The organism is Streptomyces sp. NPDC051109 (assembly GCF_044455885.1).
Taxonomy (GTDB): domain Bacteria; phylum Actinomycetota; class Actinomycetes; order Streptomycetales; family Streptomycetaceae; genus Streptomyces.
On sequence record NZ_JBITFF010000005.1, the window covers coordinates 160,325 to 174,547 of the forward strand.

Sequence of the window (14,223 nt, forward strand, 5' to 3'; positions counted from 1 at the left end):
GGATCCGGTAGTGTTAGTCTCAAGTGCGCAGCCGAAGCCGCCATGGCTCGGTGCTCAGTGTCCCCATCCGGGACCACCTTTCTTCCGGGAGCCTCCCCGACTGCTTTGATCGCTTCCAGCAGTTTCGAGCACGCTCCGGAATCGGCGTGACATTCCCACGCTTCCAGCTCGGGGGCTTCTCGCCGGAACCACCCATGCACGTTTCTCTCCGCCGTTCCTCTTTCGGCGGACCACCGCCCCGGCCGCGGTCCATGAGCCAACAGATCATGGTCCGTTGTCGGACAGCACAACCGGTCGCCGAGCCAGACAGGCCGACGTCCGCTCCAGGGAAGGACCCTTCGTGAGCGACACCACCGATCTGATGGGCGCTGCCGACACCACTGTCGACACCAGTGCCCCCGCCGCGGGCACCGCCCCCAAGCGTCGCCGCTCCGGCACCGGCCTTGAGGGCATGGTCCTGGCCGAGCTCCAGCAGGTCGCGTCGGGCCTCGGCATCAGGGGCACCGCGCGGATGCGCAAGAGCCAGCTGATCGAGGTCATCAAGGAGGCGCAGGCGGGCACCAGTGCCCCCAAGGCCGCGGCTCCCGCCGCCGACGCCGCCGAGGCCAAGCCGAAGCGCCGCGCCACCAGCAAGGCCCGTACGGGTGAGGCCGCCGCCACGGCGCCCGCCGAGAAGCCTGCCGCGCAGGCGCAGATCGAGATCCCGGGCCAGCCGGCCTCCGACGACGCCCCGGCCGGCGAGCGCCGCCGCCGTCGGGCCACGGCCCCCTCCGGCAGCCCGGAGACCGCGGCCCCCGCGGCCGTGCAGGTCGAGGCGAAGACCGAGACCGCCACCACCACCGTGACCGCTCCGGCCGAGGTCAAGGCCGAGGCCGCCACCGCCGTCGGCGCGCCCGCCCAGGAGGGCGAGGGCCGCGGCCGGCGCGACCGCCGCGACCGCGGTGACCGCACCGAGCGCGAGGGCGGCCGCCGCGACCGCCGCGACCGCGGTGCCAAGGCCGACGACCAGGGCCAGGGCGCCCAGGGCCAGGGCCAGGCCGGCCAGGGTCAGGGCGGCGGCCAGGGTGGTCAGGGCGGCGGCCGTGCCGACCGCCAGGACCGCCAGCAGCAGGGCGGCCGCCAGGACCGCCAGCAGCAGGGCCGTCAGGACCGCCAGGGCCCCCAGGACAACGGCCCGCAGGACGACTTCGACGACGAGGGCGGCCGTCGCGGCCGTCGCGGCCGCTACCGCGACCGCCGTGGCCGTCGCGGCCGCGACGAGTTCGCGCCGAACGAGCCGCAGGTCGCCGACGACGACGTCCTGATCCCCGTCGCGGGCATCCTGGACATCCTCGACAACTACGCGTTCATCCGGACCTCGGGCTACCTGCCGGGCCCCAACGACGTGTACGTCTCCCTCGCCCAGGTCCGCAAGGCCGGCCTGCGCAAGGGCGACCACACCACCGGGGCCGTGCGCCAGCCCAAGGACGGCGAGCGCCGCGAGAAGTTCAACGCCCTCGTGCGTCTGGACTCGGTGAACGGCATGGCGCCCGAATCCGGCCGCGGCCGACCGGAGTTCCAGAAGCTGACGCCCCTGTACCCGCAGGACCGTCTCCGTCTGGAGACCGACCCGGGCGTGCTGACCACCCGCATCATCGACCTCGTGTCGCCGATCGGCAAGGGCCAGCGCGGTCTGATCGTGGCCCCGCCGAAGACCGGCAAGACCATGATCATGCAGGCGATCGCCAACGCGATCACCACGAACAACCCCGAGTGCCACCTGATGGTCGTCCTGGTCGACGAGCGTCCGGAAGAGGTCACCGACATGCAGCGGTCGGTCAAGGGCGAGGTCATCTCCTCGACCTTCGACCGCCCCGCCGAGGACCACACCACCGTCGCCGAGCTGGCCATCGAGCGCGCCAAGCGCCTCGTCGAGCTGGGTCACGACGTGGTCGTCCTGCTGGACTCCATCACCCGTCTGGGCCGCGCGTACAACCTCGCGGCGCCCGCCTCCGGCCGCATCCTGTCCGGTGGTGTCGACTCGACCGCGCTGTACCCGCCGAAGCGCTTCTTCGGTGCCGCGCGCAACATCGAGGACGGCGGCTCGCTGACCATCCTGGCCACCGCGCTGGTCGACACCGGCTCGCGCATGGACGAGGTGATCTTCGAGGAGTTCAAGGGCACCGGCAACATGGAGCTCAAGCTCGACCGGAAGCTCGCCGACAAGCGCATCTTCCCGGCCGTCGACGTCGACCCGTCGGGCACCCGCAAGGAGGAGATCCTCCTCAACAGCGAGGAGCTCGCCATCGTCTGGAAGCTGCGCCGGGTGCTGCACGCGCTCGACTCGCAGCAGGCCATCGAGCTGCTGCTCGACAAGATGAAGCAGACGAAGTCGAACGCCGAGTTCCTGATGCAGATCGCCAAGACGACCCCGTCCGGCAAGAACGACGACTGATCCGCGGATCCGTCGCCGTACACCGCATCACCGCACCGCCCCCACCGCAGCCGCGGCGGGGGCGGTCCGCGTTTTCCGCTGCGCGTTCTCCGCACTCCGCCCGCCTTTTCCGCACGTATCGGCAGGTGCGAGCTTCGCCACACTCGCCGTTTTCGTGAACCTTCCGGCCGCGCGCTGCGTCCCCCTGGGAAACCGCAGGTGGGCGCGGTGCGTCCGGCGGGGCACGGGCCGCCCGTCCCACCCCGGCCGCCGCAGGGCCCCCGTAAGGGCGGCCTTCCGGCCGTGGAACCCTGGAGCACATTCGTCCGTCTGTGTCAGAGGGCAGTGCGGGAGGCCACCGAGCCGGGCAGCCGGCCGGGAACGTACTCAGGACCGAGGAGAGCATGAGCGAGGACAGCAGGGGCGGCGGCGGGCGTGCCGCGGGCCGGCGCCGACGGAAACCGCCGAAGCGCCGCAGGGCCCTGGTCGTCGCCGCGTGGAGCGCCGCAGGCGTGGTCCTGCTGGGCGGGGCCGGTCTCGGCTGGTTCTACTTCCACCTGAACGGGAACCTCAAGACGGTCGACATCGACCAGGCGCTCGGCACCGACCGCCCGCAGAACGTGGACAACGGCTCCATGGACATCCTCGTCCTCGGCTCCGACTCCCGCGGCGGCGCCAATGCCGAGTACGGGCGGGACGACGGCGGCTCGGCCCGCTCCGACACGGCGATGATCGTCCACCTGTACGACGGCCACAAGAAGGCGACCGTCGTCTCGATACCCCGCGACACCATGGTCAACCGGCCGCCCTGCACGCTGGGCAACGGCAAGACCGACCGCGGCAGCTCGCGCTCCCAGTTCAACGAGTCGTTCACCATCGGCGGGGCCGCCTGCGCGGTCAAGACCGTCGAGAAGATGTCGGGGATCCGCATGGACCACTACATCGAGGTCGACTTCACGGGCTTCAAGAAGATCATCGACAACCTCGGCGGCGTCGAGGTGACCACCAACAAGCCGATCAAGGACTACGGGAGCCACCTCGACCTCCCGGCCGGCCCCAACAAGCTGAACGGGGAGCAGGCCCTCGGCCTCGTACGGACCCGCAAGACCGTCGGCGACGGCTCCGACCTGGGCCGAATACAGCTCCAGCAGGCGTTCATGAAGGCCCTGATCAAGCAGGTCAAGGGCATCGGCGTCTTCGACAACCCCAAGCGGCTGCTCGACCTCGCCGACACCGGCACCAAGGCGCTGACCACCGACAAGTCGCTCGGTGACGTGAAGTCCCTGATGGGCTTCGCGCAGAGCCTCCAGGGCATCGACGCCCAGGACATGAAGATGATCACTCTGCCCGTGGGCCCGGACCCCCGCGACTCCGACCGGGTCGCCCCGCTGGCCAAGGAGTCCAAGATGGTCTGGGACGCCCTGCTGGCAGAGCAGCCGGTCCCCGCCGAGGCCACGGCGAACTCCATGGGCGACAAGGGCACCGCCGGGCAGATCGTCCAATAGGCCACAAAATGCCTGGTCAGGCGCCTTCCCTAAGGGAGCGGAATAGATGACGGACCGCCCTCGTTGAGGGAGGCGTCCTCAGAATTTTGACAGGCAGCCCGGTCCTGGCAGACTGGTCTGTCGGCCCCGGTTCACGCAGTGCGCAATTCGGCTCCTGCGACCCGGCGCCCTCCCGAATCTAGGAGACACCTTGAAGCGCGATGTTCACCCCGAGTACGTCGAGACCCAGGTCAGCTGCACCTGTGGCGCGTCGTTCACCACCCGCAGCACCCTGACCGAGGGCACCATCCGTGCCGAGGTCTGCTCCGAGTGCCACCCGTTCTACACGGGCAAGCAGAAGATCCTCGACACCGGTGGCCGCGTCGCCCGCTTCGAGGCCCGCTTCGGCAAGGCTGCCGGCTCGAAGTAGCGAGCCCCCGGCGCCGGACCCGGCTGCACCCTGTCCACACGGGGGCAGCCGGACCGGCGCCTTTGTCGTCCCGCAGCCCTTTTTCGTACTTTTCACTTCAGGAGCCCCCGATGTTCGAGGCGGTCGAGGAACTGATCGGCGAGCACGCCGATCTTGAGAAGAAGCTCGCCGACCCTTCGGTCCACTCGGATCAGGCCAACGCGCGCAAGCTCAACAAGCGCTACGCGGAGCTGACCCCGATCGTCGCGACCTTCCGTGCCTGGAAGCAGTGCGCCGAGGACATCGAGACGGCGAAGGAGTTCGCGGCCGACGACCCGGACTTCGCGGCCGAAGTGAAGGAGCTGGCCGCGCAGCGCGAGGAGCTCACCGAGAAGCTCCGGCTGCTGCTGGTCCCGCGCGACCCCAGCGACGACAAGGACGTGCTCCTTGAGGTCAAGGCGGGCGCGGGCGGCGACGAGTCGGCCCTGTTCGCCGGCGACCTGCTGCGCATGTACCTGCGCTACGCCGAGCGCGTGGGCTGGAAGACCGAGATCATCGACGCCACCGAATCCGAGCTCGGCGGCTACAAGGACGTACAGGTCTCCGTCCGCACCAAGGGCGGCAACGGCGCCACCGAGCCCGGCCAGGGCGTGTGGGCGCGCCTGAAGTACGAGGGCGGCGTGCACCGCGTCCAGCGTGTTCCGGCCACCGAGTCCCAGGGCCGCATCCACACCTCCGCCGCCGGCGTGCTCGTCACCCCGGAGGCCGAGGAGGTCGAGGTCGAGATCAACCCGAACGACCTCCGCATCGACGTGTACCGCTCGTCGGGCCCCGGCGGCCAGTCCGTCAACACCACCGACTCGGCCGTGCGCATCACGCACATCCCGACCGGCGTGGTCGCCTCGTGCCAGAACGAGAAGAGCCAGCTCCAGAACAAGGAGCAGGCGATGCGCATCCTCCGGTCGCGCCTGCTGGCCGCGGCCCAGGAGGCCGCCGAGCAGGAGGCCTCCGACGTGCGCCGCAGCCAGGTGCGCTCCGTGGACCGCTCCGAGAAGATCCGTACGTACAACTTCCCGGAAAACCGGATCTCGGACCACCGGACGGGCTTCAAGGCGTACAACTTGGACCAGGTGCTCGACGGCGACCTCGATCCGATGATCCAGGCCTGCGTCGACGCGGACTCGGCCGCCAAGCTGGCGTCCGCGCACTGATCCGCGCCTGACCGCACCGCCCCGCACCACCCCGCTCGACCCGCATCAGCGTGTACGCCCCGCACCACCCCCGTACGACAGCAGCCCGGAGGACCAGCGTGAACTTGCTGCTTGCCGAGGTGGCCCAGGCCACCCAGCGGCTGGCCGCCGCCGGCGTGCCCTCACCGCGCTTCGACGCGGAGGAGCTCGCGGCCTTCGTGCACGGCGTCAAGCGGGGGGAACTGCACCACGTCAAGGACGCGGACTTCGACGCCCGCTACTGGGAGGCCGTCGCCCGCCGAGAGGCGCGCGAGCCGCTCCAGCACATCACCGGCCGCGCCTTCTTCCGGTACCTGGAGCTCCAGGTCGGGCCCGGGGTCTTCGTGCCCCGGCCCGAGACCGAGTCGGTCGTGGACTGGGCCATACACGCCGTCCGGGCGATGGACGTCGTCGAGCCGCTGATCGTGGACCTGTGCACCGGCTCCGGCGCCATCGCGCTGGCCATGGCCCAGGAGGTGCCGCGCTCGCGCGTGCACGCGGTCGAGCTGTCCGAGGACGCCCTGCGGTGGACCCGCAAGAACGCCGAGGGCTCCCGGGTCACCGTCCACCAGGGCGACGCGCTGAGCGCCCTGCCCGAGTTGGACGGCCAGGTCGACCTGGTGATCTCGAACCCGCCTTACATCCCGCTCACCGAGTGGGAGTACGTCGCCCCCGAGGCCCGGGACCACGACCCCGAGATGGCCCTGTTCTCCGGCGAGGACGGCCTCGACACCATCCGCGGCATCGAGCGCACCGCGCACCGGCTGCTGCGGCCCGGCGGCATCGTCGTCATCGAGCACGCCGACACCCAGGGCGGCCAGGTCCCGTGGATCTTCGCCGAGGAGCGGGGCTGGGCCGATGCCGCCGACCACCCCGACCTGAACAACCGCCCGCGCTTCGCCACCGCCCGCAAGGCCATGCCGTGACGGGCGCGACCCACCCCTCCACCCCCCTGCTGCACGAGGAGTCCCGCTGATGGCCCGGCGATACGACTGCAACGACGCGACGGACCGCAAGACGGGTCTGCGTGAAGCCGCATCCGCCGTGCGCCGCGGCGAGCTCGTCGTGCTGCCCACCGACACCCTCTACGGGATCGGCGCGGACGCCTTCAGCGCGGAGGCGGTCGGCGACCTGCTCGCCGCCAAGGGGCGCGGCCGCAACATGCCGACCCCCGTGCTCATCGGCTCCCCGAACACCCTGCACGGCCTCGTCACGGACTTCTCCGAGCAGGCCTGGGAGCTCGTCGACGCCTTCTGGCCGGGCGGCCTGACCCTCGTCGCCAAGCACCAGCCCTCGCTGGCCTGGGACTTGGGGGAGACCGGCGGAACCGTGGCCGTCCGCATGCCCCTGCACCCCGTCGCGATCGAGCTGCTCACCGAGGTCGGGCCGATGGCCGTGTCCTCGGCCAACCTGACCGGCCACCCGGCGCCGGAGGACTGCGACGCGGCCCGCGAGATGCTCGGCGACTCGGTGTCCGTGTACCTGGACGGCGGCCCGACCCCGAGCACGCTGCCGTCGTCGATCGTCGACGTCACCGGGAAGGTTCCCGTCCTGCTCCGCGAGGGGGCGCTGACCGCCGAGCAGCTGCGGGAGGTCGTACCCGACCTTGAGGTGGCTCCGTGAGCCCTCAGGGGCGTGGCATAGCAAGCGGGCGCACCTCCGGCGGCAGCCACGGCTGGGGGGACCCCCACCCGGCGGGCGCCGGCGGGGACACGTTCCGCATCCTCCACGTCAGCACCGGCAACGTGTGCCGCTCGCCGATCACCGAGCGGCTGACCCGGCATGCGCTGGCGCACCGGCTGGGAGGCATTCCGGCCGGAGACCTGATCGTGGAGAGCGCGGGGACGTGGGGCCACGAGGGGGCCCCGATGGAGGCCAACGCGGCGGCCGTGCTCGCGGACTTCGGTGCCGACGCGTCCGGGTTCACCGGGCGGGAACTGCTGGACGAGCACGTCATACGGGCGGACCTGGTGCTGACCGCCACCCGGGACCACCGGGCGCAGGTCATCTCGATGGGGCATTCGGCGGGGCTGCGGACGTTCACGCTGAAGGAGTTCACGCGGCTGGTGCGGGCCATAGATCCGGCCACGCTGCCGCCGCTGGACGACGGTGTCGCGGAGCGGGCCCGGGCGCTGGTGCGCGCCGCTGCCGCGCTCCGGGGGTGGCTGCTGGCTCCGTCGCCGGACGCGGACGAGGTGTACGACCCGTACGGGGCGCCGATCACCTTCTTCCGGTCGATCGGCGACGAGATCAACCAGGCGCTGGACCCCGTGGTCACGGCCCTGACGGGCGTCACGGCCTCTCGCTGACGCTGGTCCGCATTTCAGCGGGGTGAAAGCGGGCGAATCAGGTCGGGGCGACCTAGAGTGGGCGTATCCGGACCGGCCACTGGGAGTCGCGCCATGAGCGTCATCACCCCGCCTTCCGACCTGCTGCGGCAGCAGGATCCGCAGATGGCCGACGTGCTCGCGGGGGAGGCGCAGCGGCAGGCCGTCTCGCTGCAGCTGAGCGCCGCCGAGAACTTCACCTCGCCCGCCGTACTGGCGGCACTCGGCTCGGCGCTCGCCAACAAGTACGCCGAGGGTTACCCGGGCCACCGCTACCACGGCGGCTGCGAGTACGCGGACCTCGCCGAGGGGCTGGCCGTCGAGCGGGCCCGGGCGCTGTTCGGGGTGGAGCACGCCAACGTGCAGCCGCATTCCGGTTCCGCCGCCGTGCTGGCCGCGTACGCCGCGCTGCTGCGGCCCGGGGACACCGTCCTCGCGATGGGGCTTCCGTACGGCGGCCACCTCACCCACGGTTCGCCCGCCAACTTCTCCGGCCGCTGGTTCGACTTCGTCGGGTACGGGGTCGACGCCGAGACCGGCCTGATCGACTACGAGGAGGTACAGGACCTCGCCCGCACGCACCGGCCCAAGGCCATCGTGTGCGGCTCGATCTCCTACCCGCGCCACCCCGAGTACTCCGTGTTCCGGGAGATCGCCGACGAGGTCGGGGCCTACCTCATCGCGGACGCCGCCCATCCGATCGGGCTCGTCGCCGGGGGAGCGGCGCCCAGCCCCGTCCCGTACGCCGACATCGTCTGCGCGACGACGCACAAGGTGCTGCGCGGCCCCCGCGGCGGGATGGTCCTGTGCGGGGCCGAGTTCGCCGAGCGGATCGACCGGGCGGTCTTCCCCTTCACCCAGGGCGGCGCCCAGATGCACACCATCGCGGCCAAGGCCGTGGCCTTCGGCGAGGCCGCGGCCCCGGCGTTCACCACGTACGCGCACCGGGTGGTGGCCAACGCGCGGGTGCTGGCCGACGAGCTCGCCGCCCACGGGTTCGCGGTGACGACGGGCGGCACCGACACCCACCTGATCACCGCCGACCCGGCGCCGCTCGGCCTGGACGGCCCGACCGCGCGCGGCCGGCTCGCCGCCGCCGGGATCGTGCTGGACACGTGCGCCCTCCCGTACGGGGACCAGCGCGGGATCCGGCTCGGCACGGCGGCCGTCACCACCCAGGGCATGCGGGAGCCCGAGATGGCCCGGATCGCCACGCTGTTTGCCGCGGCACTGCGCGGGGCAGGCGCGAACACCCGCGCGGAAGTGGCCGAGCTGACGCGCGGATTTCCCCCGTACAGGGAGTAAGCGGTACAAACGGGGCGTACTGCAACCGGGACGGCGACCCCTCGCGTCCTCGGTGAGGGGTACATCGCAGCTAATGTGTGGGGCTGAGATGGCCGGCGATACATCTGGGGCAGCCCGTGCGTGAATATCTGCTGACGCTTTGCGTCACGGTCGCGGTGACCTACCTGCTCACCGGGCCCGTGCGGAAGTTCGCGATCGCGGCCGGTGCGATGCCGGAGATCCGCGCCCGCGACGTGCACCGCGAGCCCACTCCGCGGCTCGGCGGCATCGCCATGTTCGGCGGACTGTGCGCGGGGCTGCTGGTCGCGGACCACCTGCGCAACCTCAACGGCGTCTTCGAGCTGTCGAACGAGCCTCGGGCGCTGCTCTCCGGAGCCGCCCTGATCTGGCTGATCGGCGTGCTCGACGACAAGTTCGAGATCGACGCCCTGATCAAGCTCGGCGCGCAGATGATCGCCGCCGGTGTGATGGTCATGCAGGGCCTGACCATGCTGTGGATCCCGGTCCCGGGCATCGGGACGGTCGCGCTGACCCAGTGGCAGGGCAACCTGCTCACCGTGGCCCTCGTCGTGATCACCATCAACGCGGTGAACTTCGTGGACGGGCTCGACGGCCTGGCCGCCGGCATGGTCTGCATCGCCGCCGCCGCGTTCTTCCTCTACTCGTACCGGATCTGGTTCGGGTACGGGATCGAGGCGGCCGCGCCCGCGACCCTGTTCGCGGCGATCCTGATGGGCATGTGCCTGGGCTTCCTGCCGCACAACATGCACCCGGCCCGGATCTTCATGGGCGATTCCGGATCGATGCTCATCGGTCTGGTGCTGGCCGCCGCCGCCATCTCGATCACCGGGCAGGTGGACCCGGACACCATGGCCCTGTTCGCCGGCGGTGAGCGCAACGCGACGCACGCGATGCTCCCGGTCTTCATTCCGCTTCTGCTCCCGCTGACGATCATCGCGATCCCGATGGCGGACCTGGTCCTGGCCATCGTGCGGCGTACGTGGAAGGGCCAGTCGCCGTTCGCGGCCGACCGCGGACACCTGCACCACCGGCTGCTGGAGCTCGGGCATTCGCACAGCCGCGCGGTACTGATCATGTACTTCTGGTCAGGTCTGATCGCGTTCGGCGCGGTGGCGTATTCGGTGCACTCCGCGTCGATGTGGATCGTCCTCGCCATCGTCGGGCTGAGCGCGCTGGGCCTCGTCCTGCTGCTCCTGCCGCGCTTCACCCCGCGCGCCCCGCGCTGGGCCGAGGGTCTGGTCCCGCCGCGCTACCGGCACCGCGAGCGCGCCGCCGAGGCGGCCGCGCTCGACGCCTCGGGCCGCGAGCCGGAGCCCGCCGGGCCGATCCGGGTCGGCGTCTCGGGCGTCAACGGAGCGACCGCCGTAGGCCCCCGTTCGCGCTTCCCCGACCGGCGTAAGGCCGAGTCGGCGCGCTGACGCCCGCAGGACATGTCGGACATCAACCGCCTTTACCACACACAACGACGGCTTGTCGCGCACACACGGGCGGGTTAGCTCTCATGTGTGACAGTCGGCACACTCCGTGGGTAAAGCTCTCATCAAATAGTTTGTGATACCGTTCACTAAACCCGGCGACAGAGCCGAAGGACCGTAGTGCGACGGCCCATCGGCCCGAGGTTCGATCTCGGACCGGGCTTACGCTCGTCCCGTACGAGTCCCCGTAGTACGAGTCCCGTACGAGTCCGTGCCCCCACCACCACGCGGAGCAACCCGCCATGCGGTCAGATGACGTCCGATCCCTCCTGCACGCCGCTGTACCCACAGCTGTCGCCGGCGCTCTCGCCGCCGTCATCAGCGCGGTGGCGGCAGGCGGCAAGGGGGCTCTCGGAGCCGTCATTGCCACGCTGCTGGTGATGCTGTTCATGGGCATCGGATTCGTCGTTCTGCAACGCACCGCGAAATCGCTGCCGCACCTGTTCCAGGCCATGGGCCTCATGCTCTACACGGCCCAGATCCTGCTGCTCTTCGTCTTTCTCGCCGTGTTCAAGAACACGACGCTGTTCAACCCCCGTGCATTCGCGATCACGCTCGTCGCCACCACCCTGGTGTGGATCGGCGCTCAGACGCGTGCTCACATGAAGGCCAAGATCCTGTACGTCGAACCGGACTCGACGAAGGGCGACAAGCCCGAAAATTCGGGGCCGAAGTCGTGAGGGGTAGGGCCGGGATAAGCGCTCGTTCGAGATGCTGCTATCGTCCGGTTCCAACTGCGGCATTGCGGGCGCGGGCATCTGAGCTGACGCCTGTCCCATCGCGAGGCTCGATGCCTGATCGCCGCCCCCACACCCGTAACACCAGTCCAGTGCCGAACAGCGGCTGTGCGCCGCGCCGACACAACGAGGTTGCCGTACCTATGCGCCACGCTGAAGGAGCCCGCGGTGAGTGCTGACCTGACGCAGGTGCTCGCTTTCGAGACCGACTGTCACATCTTCGACGGATGTGGCTTCCCCGGCCCGGGCCTGCACTCGTTCCTCTTCGAGCCGCTGTGGGGCGAAGCCGGCACCACCAGTGCCTACTTCAACAAGCCGATGCTGCTGGCCCTCCTGGGCTCGGTCATCATCGTCGCCTTCTTCTGGGCCGCGTTCCGGAAGCCGAAGGTCGTACCGGGCAAGCTGCAGATGGTCGCCGAGGCCGGTTACGACTTCGTGCGCCGCGGCATCGTGTACGAGACGCTGGGCAAGAAGGAGGGCGAGAAGTACGTCCCCTTCATGGTGTCGTTGTTCTTCTTCGTCTGGGTCCTCAACGTCTGGTCGATCGTCCCCGTGGCCCAGTTCCCGGTGACCGCGATCATCGCGTACCCGGCGGCCCTCGCGGCGATCGTCTACTTCATCTGGATGTCGGTGACGTTCAAGCGTCACGGCTTCGTCGGCGGACTCAAGAACCTGACGGGCTACGACAAGTCGCTCGGCGGCGTCCTGCCCCTGGTCATGGTCATCGAGTTCTTCTCGAACGTCCTGGTGCGCCCGTTCACCCACGCGGTCCGACTGTTCGCGAACATGTTCGCCGGTCACACCCTGCTGCTGCTGTTCACCATCGCCAGCTGGTACCTGCTGAACGGGATCGGGATCGCCTACGCGGGCGTCTCTTTCATCATGGTCATCGTGATGACGGCCTTCGAGCTCTTCATCCAGGCTGTCCAGGCCTACGTCTTCGTGCTGCTGGCCTGCAGCTTCATCCAGGGCGCGCTCGCCGAGCACCACTGAGTCCGGCCCTCCCCCAAACCCCCTGTCGTCCGGTGGCCAACCCCCACCGGTCCGTGAAAGAGAAGGAAGAACTGGCATGTCCCAGATCCTCGCTGCCGCCGATGGCGTCACCGGCTCCCTCAGCTCCGTTGGTTACGGTCTCGCGGCCATCGGCCCGGGTGTCGGCGTCGGCATCATCTTCGGTAACGGCACGCAGGCTCTCGCCCGTCAGCCCGAGGCTGCCGGTCTGATCCGCGCCAACCAGATCCTCGGCTTCGCCTTCTGTGAGGCGCTCGCCCTCATCGGTCTGGTCATGCCGTTCGTCTACAGCTGACGAACCGCGACCACTAGTCCGATTAGACGAAAGGCACTGATGTGAACCTCCTGGTTCTCGCGGCCGAGACGGAAAACCCGCTCGTCCCGCCGATCCCCGAGCTCGTCATCGGTCTGATCGCCTTCGTCATCGTCTTCGGTTTCCTCGCGAAGAAGCTCCTCCCGAACATCAACAAGGTTCTGGACGAGCGTCGCGAGCAGATCGAGGGCGGTATCGAGAAGGCTGAGGCCGCTCAGACCGAGGCCCAGAGCGTGCTGGAGCAGTACAAGGCCCAGCTCGCCGAAGCCCGGCACGAGGCCGCGCGCCTGCGCCAGGAAGCGCTGGAGCAGGGCACTGCGCTCAAGGAAGAACTGCGCGCAGAGGGCCAGCGGCAGCGTGAGGAGATCATCGCTGCCGGCCACGCCCAGATCGCGGCCGACCGCAAGGCCGCCTCTCAGGCGCTGCGCCAGGACGTGGGCAAGCTCGCCACCGACCTGGCCGGCAAGCTCGTCGGCGAGTCCCTCGAGGACGCCGCCCGGCAGAGCCGCACGATCGACCGCTTCCTCAGCGAGCTTGAGGAGAAGGCCGAGGCGGCCCGATGAACGGAGCGAGCCGCGAGGCGCTGGCCTCCGCGCGCGAGCGCCTCGACGCGCTGACGGACAACACGTCCGTCGACGCGACGAAGCTCGCCGGCGAGCTGGCAGCCGTCACCGCGCTGCTCGACCGTGAGGTCTCGCTGCGTCGGGTCATCACGGACCCGGCGCAGTCCGGCGAGGCCAAGGCCGAGCTGGTACGCCGGCTGCTGGGCTCCCAGGTCGGCGGGGAGACCCTCGACCTGGTGTCGGGCATGACCCGGTCCCGCTGGTCGCAGTCCCGCGACCTGGTGGACTCGCTGGAGGAGCTGGCGGCCACCGCCGACCTCACGGCGGCCCAGCAGGCCGGCGCGCTCGACAACGTCGAGGACGAGCTGTTCCGCTTCGGCCGGATCGTCGCCTCGAACACCGGGCTGCGCTCCGCGCTGACCGACCGGGCGGCCACCGCCTCCGCGAAGAGCACGCTGCTGCACAGCCTGCTCGGCGGCAAGGCGAACGCCGTCACCGAGCGTCTCGTCACGCGTCTCGTCACGCACCCGCGTGGACGTAGCCTGGAAGCGGGACTCGAATCCCTGTCCAAGCTCGCCGCCGAGCGCCGTGACCGCATGGTCGCCACCGTGACCAGCGCGGTTCCGCTCAGCGACGTGCAGAGGCAGCGTCTCGGCGCGGTACTGGCCAAGCTGTACGGCCGCCAGATGCACCTGAACCTCGACGTGGACCCCGCGGTCCTCGGCGGGATCTCGGTGCGGGTCGGCGACGAGGTCATCGACGGCACCATCGCGGACCGCCTCGCCGAGGCGTCCCGCCGCATGGCCGGCTGACCAGCCACCAATAGAACAAAGCATTCCTAGCGGCCCGGTTGGGCCGTGCAGAACTTGCAGAAGATTCCTGGGGGTCGCCCCCAGACCCCTAAGAAGCTTCAGGCCCAACAAGGAGAGCAGGGAA

Annotated in this window: 14 protein-coding genes; all 14 read left to right on the forward strand. The window is 70.1% G+C overall.

What is annotated here, in order from left to right:
- The first annotated feature begins 340 nt into the window (after positions 1 to 340).
- The 14 genes from rho to ACIBAD_RS11980 all read left to right on the forward strand — a co-directional run bounded on the left by rho (position 341) and on the right by ACIBAD_RS11980 (position 14,099).
- Positions 341 to 2,434, forward strand: coding sequence for a transcription termination factor Rho (gene rho, locus ACIBAD_RS11915; RefSeq protein WP_134071133.1), 2,094 nt, complete (start codon positions 341 to 343; stop codon positions 2,432 to 2,434).
- 383 nt (positions 2,435 to 2,817) lie between these two features.
- Positions 2,818 to 3,918 (forward strand): LCP family protein, encoded by a 1,101-nt coding sequence (locus ACIBAD_RS11920; protein WP_134071131.1) that lies wholly within the window; start codon positions 2,818 to 2,820, stop codon positions 3,916 to 3,918.
- Between the two features lie 190 nt (positions 3,919 to 4,108).
- Complete coding sequence (gene rpmE, locus ACIBAD_RS11925; RefSeq protein WP_030153765.1) at positions 4,109 to 4,327, forward strand: 50S ribosomal protein L31; 219 nt, start codon at positions 4,109 to 4,111, stop codon at positions 4,325 to 4,327.
- Positions 4,328 to 4,437: 110 nt separating this feature from the next.
- Positions 4,438 to 5,517 (forward strand): peptide chain release factor 1, encoded by a 1,080-nt coding sequence (gene prfA, locus ACIBAD_RS11930; RefSeq protein WP_134071129.1) that lies wholly within the window; start codon positions 4,438 to 4,440, stop codon positions 5,515 to 5,517.
- 98 nt (positions 5,518 to 5,615) lie between these two features.
- On the forward strand, positions 5,616 to 6,461 hold the full coding sequence (gene prmC / locus ACIBAD_RS11935) for a peptide chain release factor N(5)-glutamine methyltransferase (protein ID WP_030153768.1): 846 nt from the start codon (positions 5,616 to 5,618) through the stop codon (positions 6,459 to 6,461).
- A 49-nt stretch (positions 6,462 to 6,510) separates the two neighbouring features.
- Positions 6,511 to 7,158, forward strand: coding sequence for an L-threonylcarbamoyladenylate synthase (locus ACIBAD_RS11940; RefSeq protein WP_134071127.1), 648 nt, complete (start codon positions 6,511 to 6,513; stop codon positions 7,156 to 7,158).
- A complete protein-coding gene (locus tag ACIBAD_RS11945; protein WP_166682043.1) occupies positions 7,155 to 7,844 on the forward strand; it encodes a protein-tyrosine-phosphatase in 690 nt (229 codons plus the stop codon). Before ACIBAD_RS11940 ends, ACIBAD_RS11945 begins: the two co-directional genes overlap by 4 nt.
- 93 nt (positions 7,845 to 7,937) lie before the next feature.
- Positions 7,938 to 9,167, forward strand: coding sequence for a serine hydroxymethyltransferase (glyA, locus tag ACIBAD_RS11950; RefSeq protein WP_398906156.1), 1,230 nt, complete (start codon positions 7,938 to 7,940; stop codon positions 9,165 to 9,167).
- Positions 9,168 to 9,283: 116 nt separating this feature from the next.
- The gene (locus ACIBAD_RS11955) at positions 9,284 to 10,606 is read left to right on the forward strand and encodes an MraY family glycosyltransferase (protein ID WP_182508552.1); all 1,323 of its coding nucleotides are present in this window, start codon (positions 9,284 to 9,286) and stop codon (positions 10,604 to 10,606) included.
- Positions 10,607 to 10,905: 299 nt separating this feature from the next.
- On the forward strand, positions 10,906 to 11,343 hold the full coding sequence (locus ACIBAD_RS11960; protein WP_134071123.1) for a hypothetical protein: 438 nt from the start codon (positions 10,906 to 10,908) through the stop codon (positions 11,341 to 11,343).
- 225 nt (positions 11,344 to 11,568) lie between these two features.
- Complete coding sequence (gene atpB, locus ACIBAD_RS11965) at positions 11,569 to 12,393, forward strand: F0F1 ATP synthase subunit A (RefSeq protein ID WP_133896869.1); 825 nt, start codon at positions 11,569 to 11,571, stop codon at positions 12,391 to 12,393.
- Between the two features lie 76 nt (positions 12,394 to 12,469).
- On the forward strand, positions 12,470 to 12,706 hold the full coding sequence (locus ACIBAD_RS11970) for an ATP synthase subunit C (RefSeq protein ID WP_030153776.1): 237 nt from the start codon (positions 12,470 to 12,472) through the stop codon (positions 12,704 to 12,706).
- A gap of 41 nt (positions 12,707 to 12,747) precedes the next feature.
- Positions 12,748 to 13,287: a F0F1 ATP synthase subunit B gene (locus ACIBAD_RS11975; RefSeq protein ID WP_030295274.1), complete on the forward strand. Its 540-nt coding sequence runs from the start codon at positions 12,748 to 12,750 to the stop codon at positions 13,285 to 13,287.
- Entirely contained in the window at positions 13,284 to 14,099 is an 816-nt protein-coding gene (locus tag ACIBAD_RS11980; RefSeq protein ID WP_134071121.1) for a F0F1 ATP synthase subunit delta, read from the forward strand. Before ACIBAD_RS11975 ends, ACIBAD_RS11980 begins: the two co-directional genes overlap by 4 nt.
- The last annotated feature ends 124 nt before the right edge of the window (positions 14,100 to 14,223 follow it).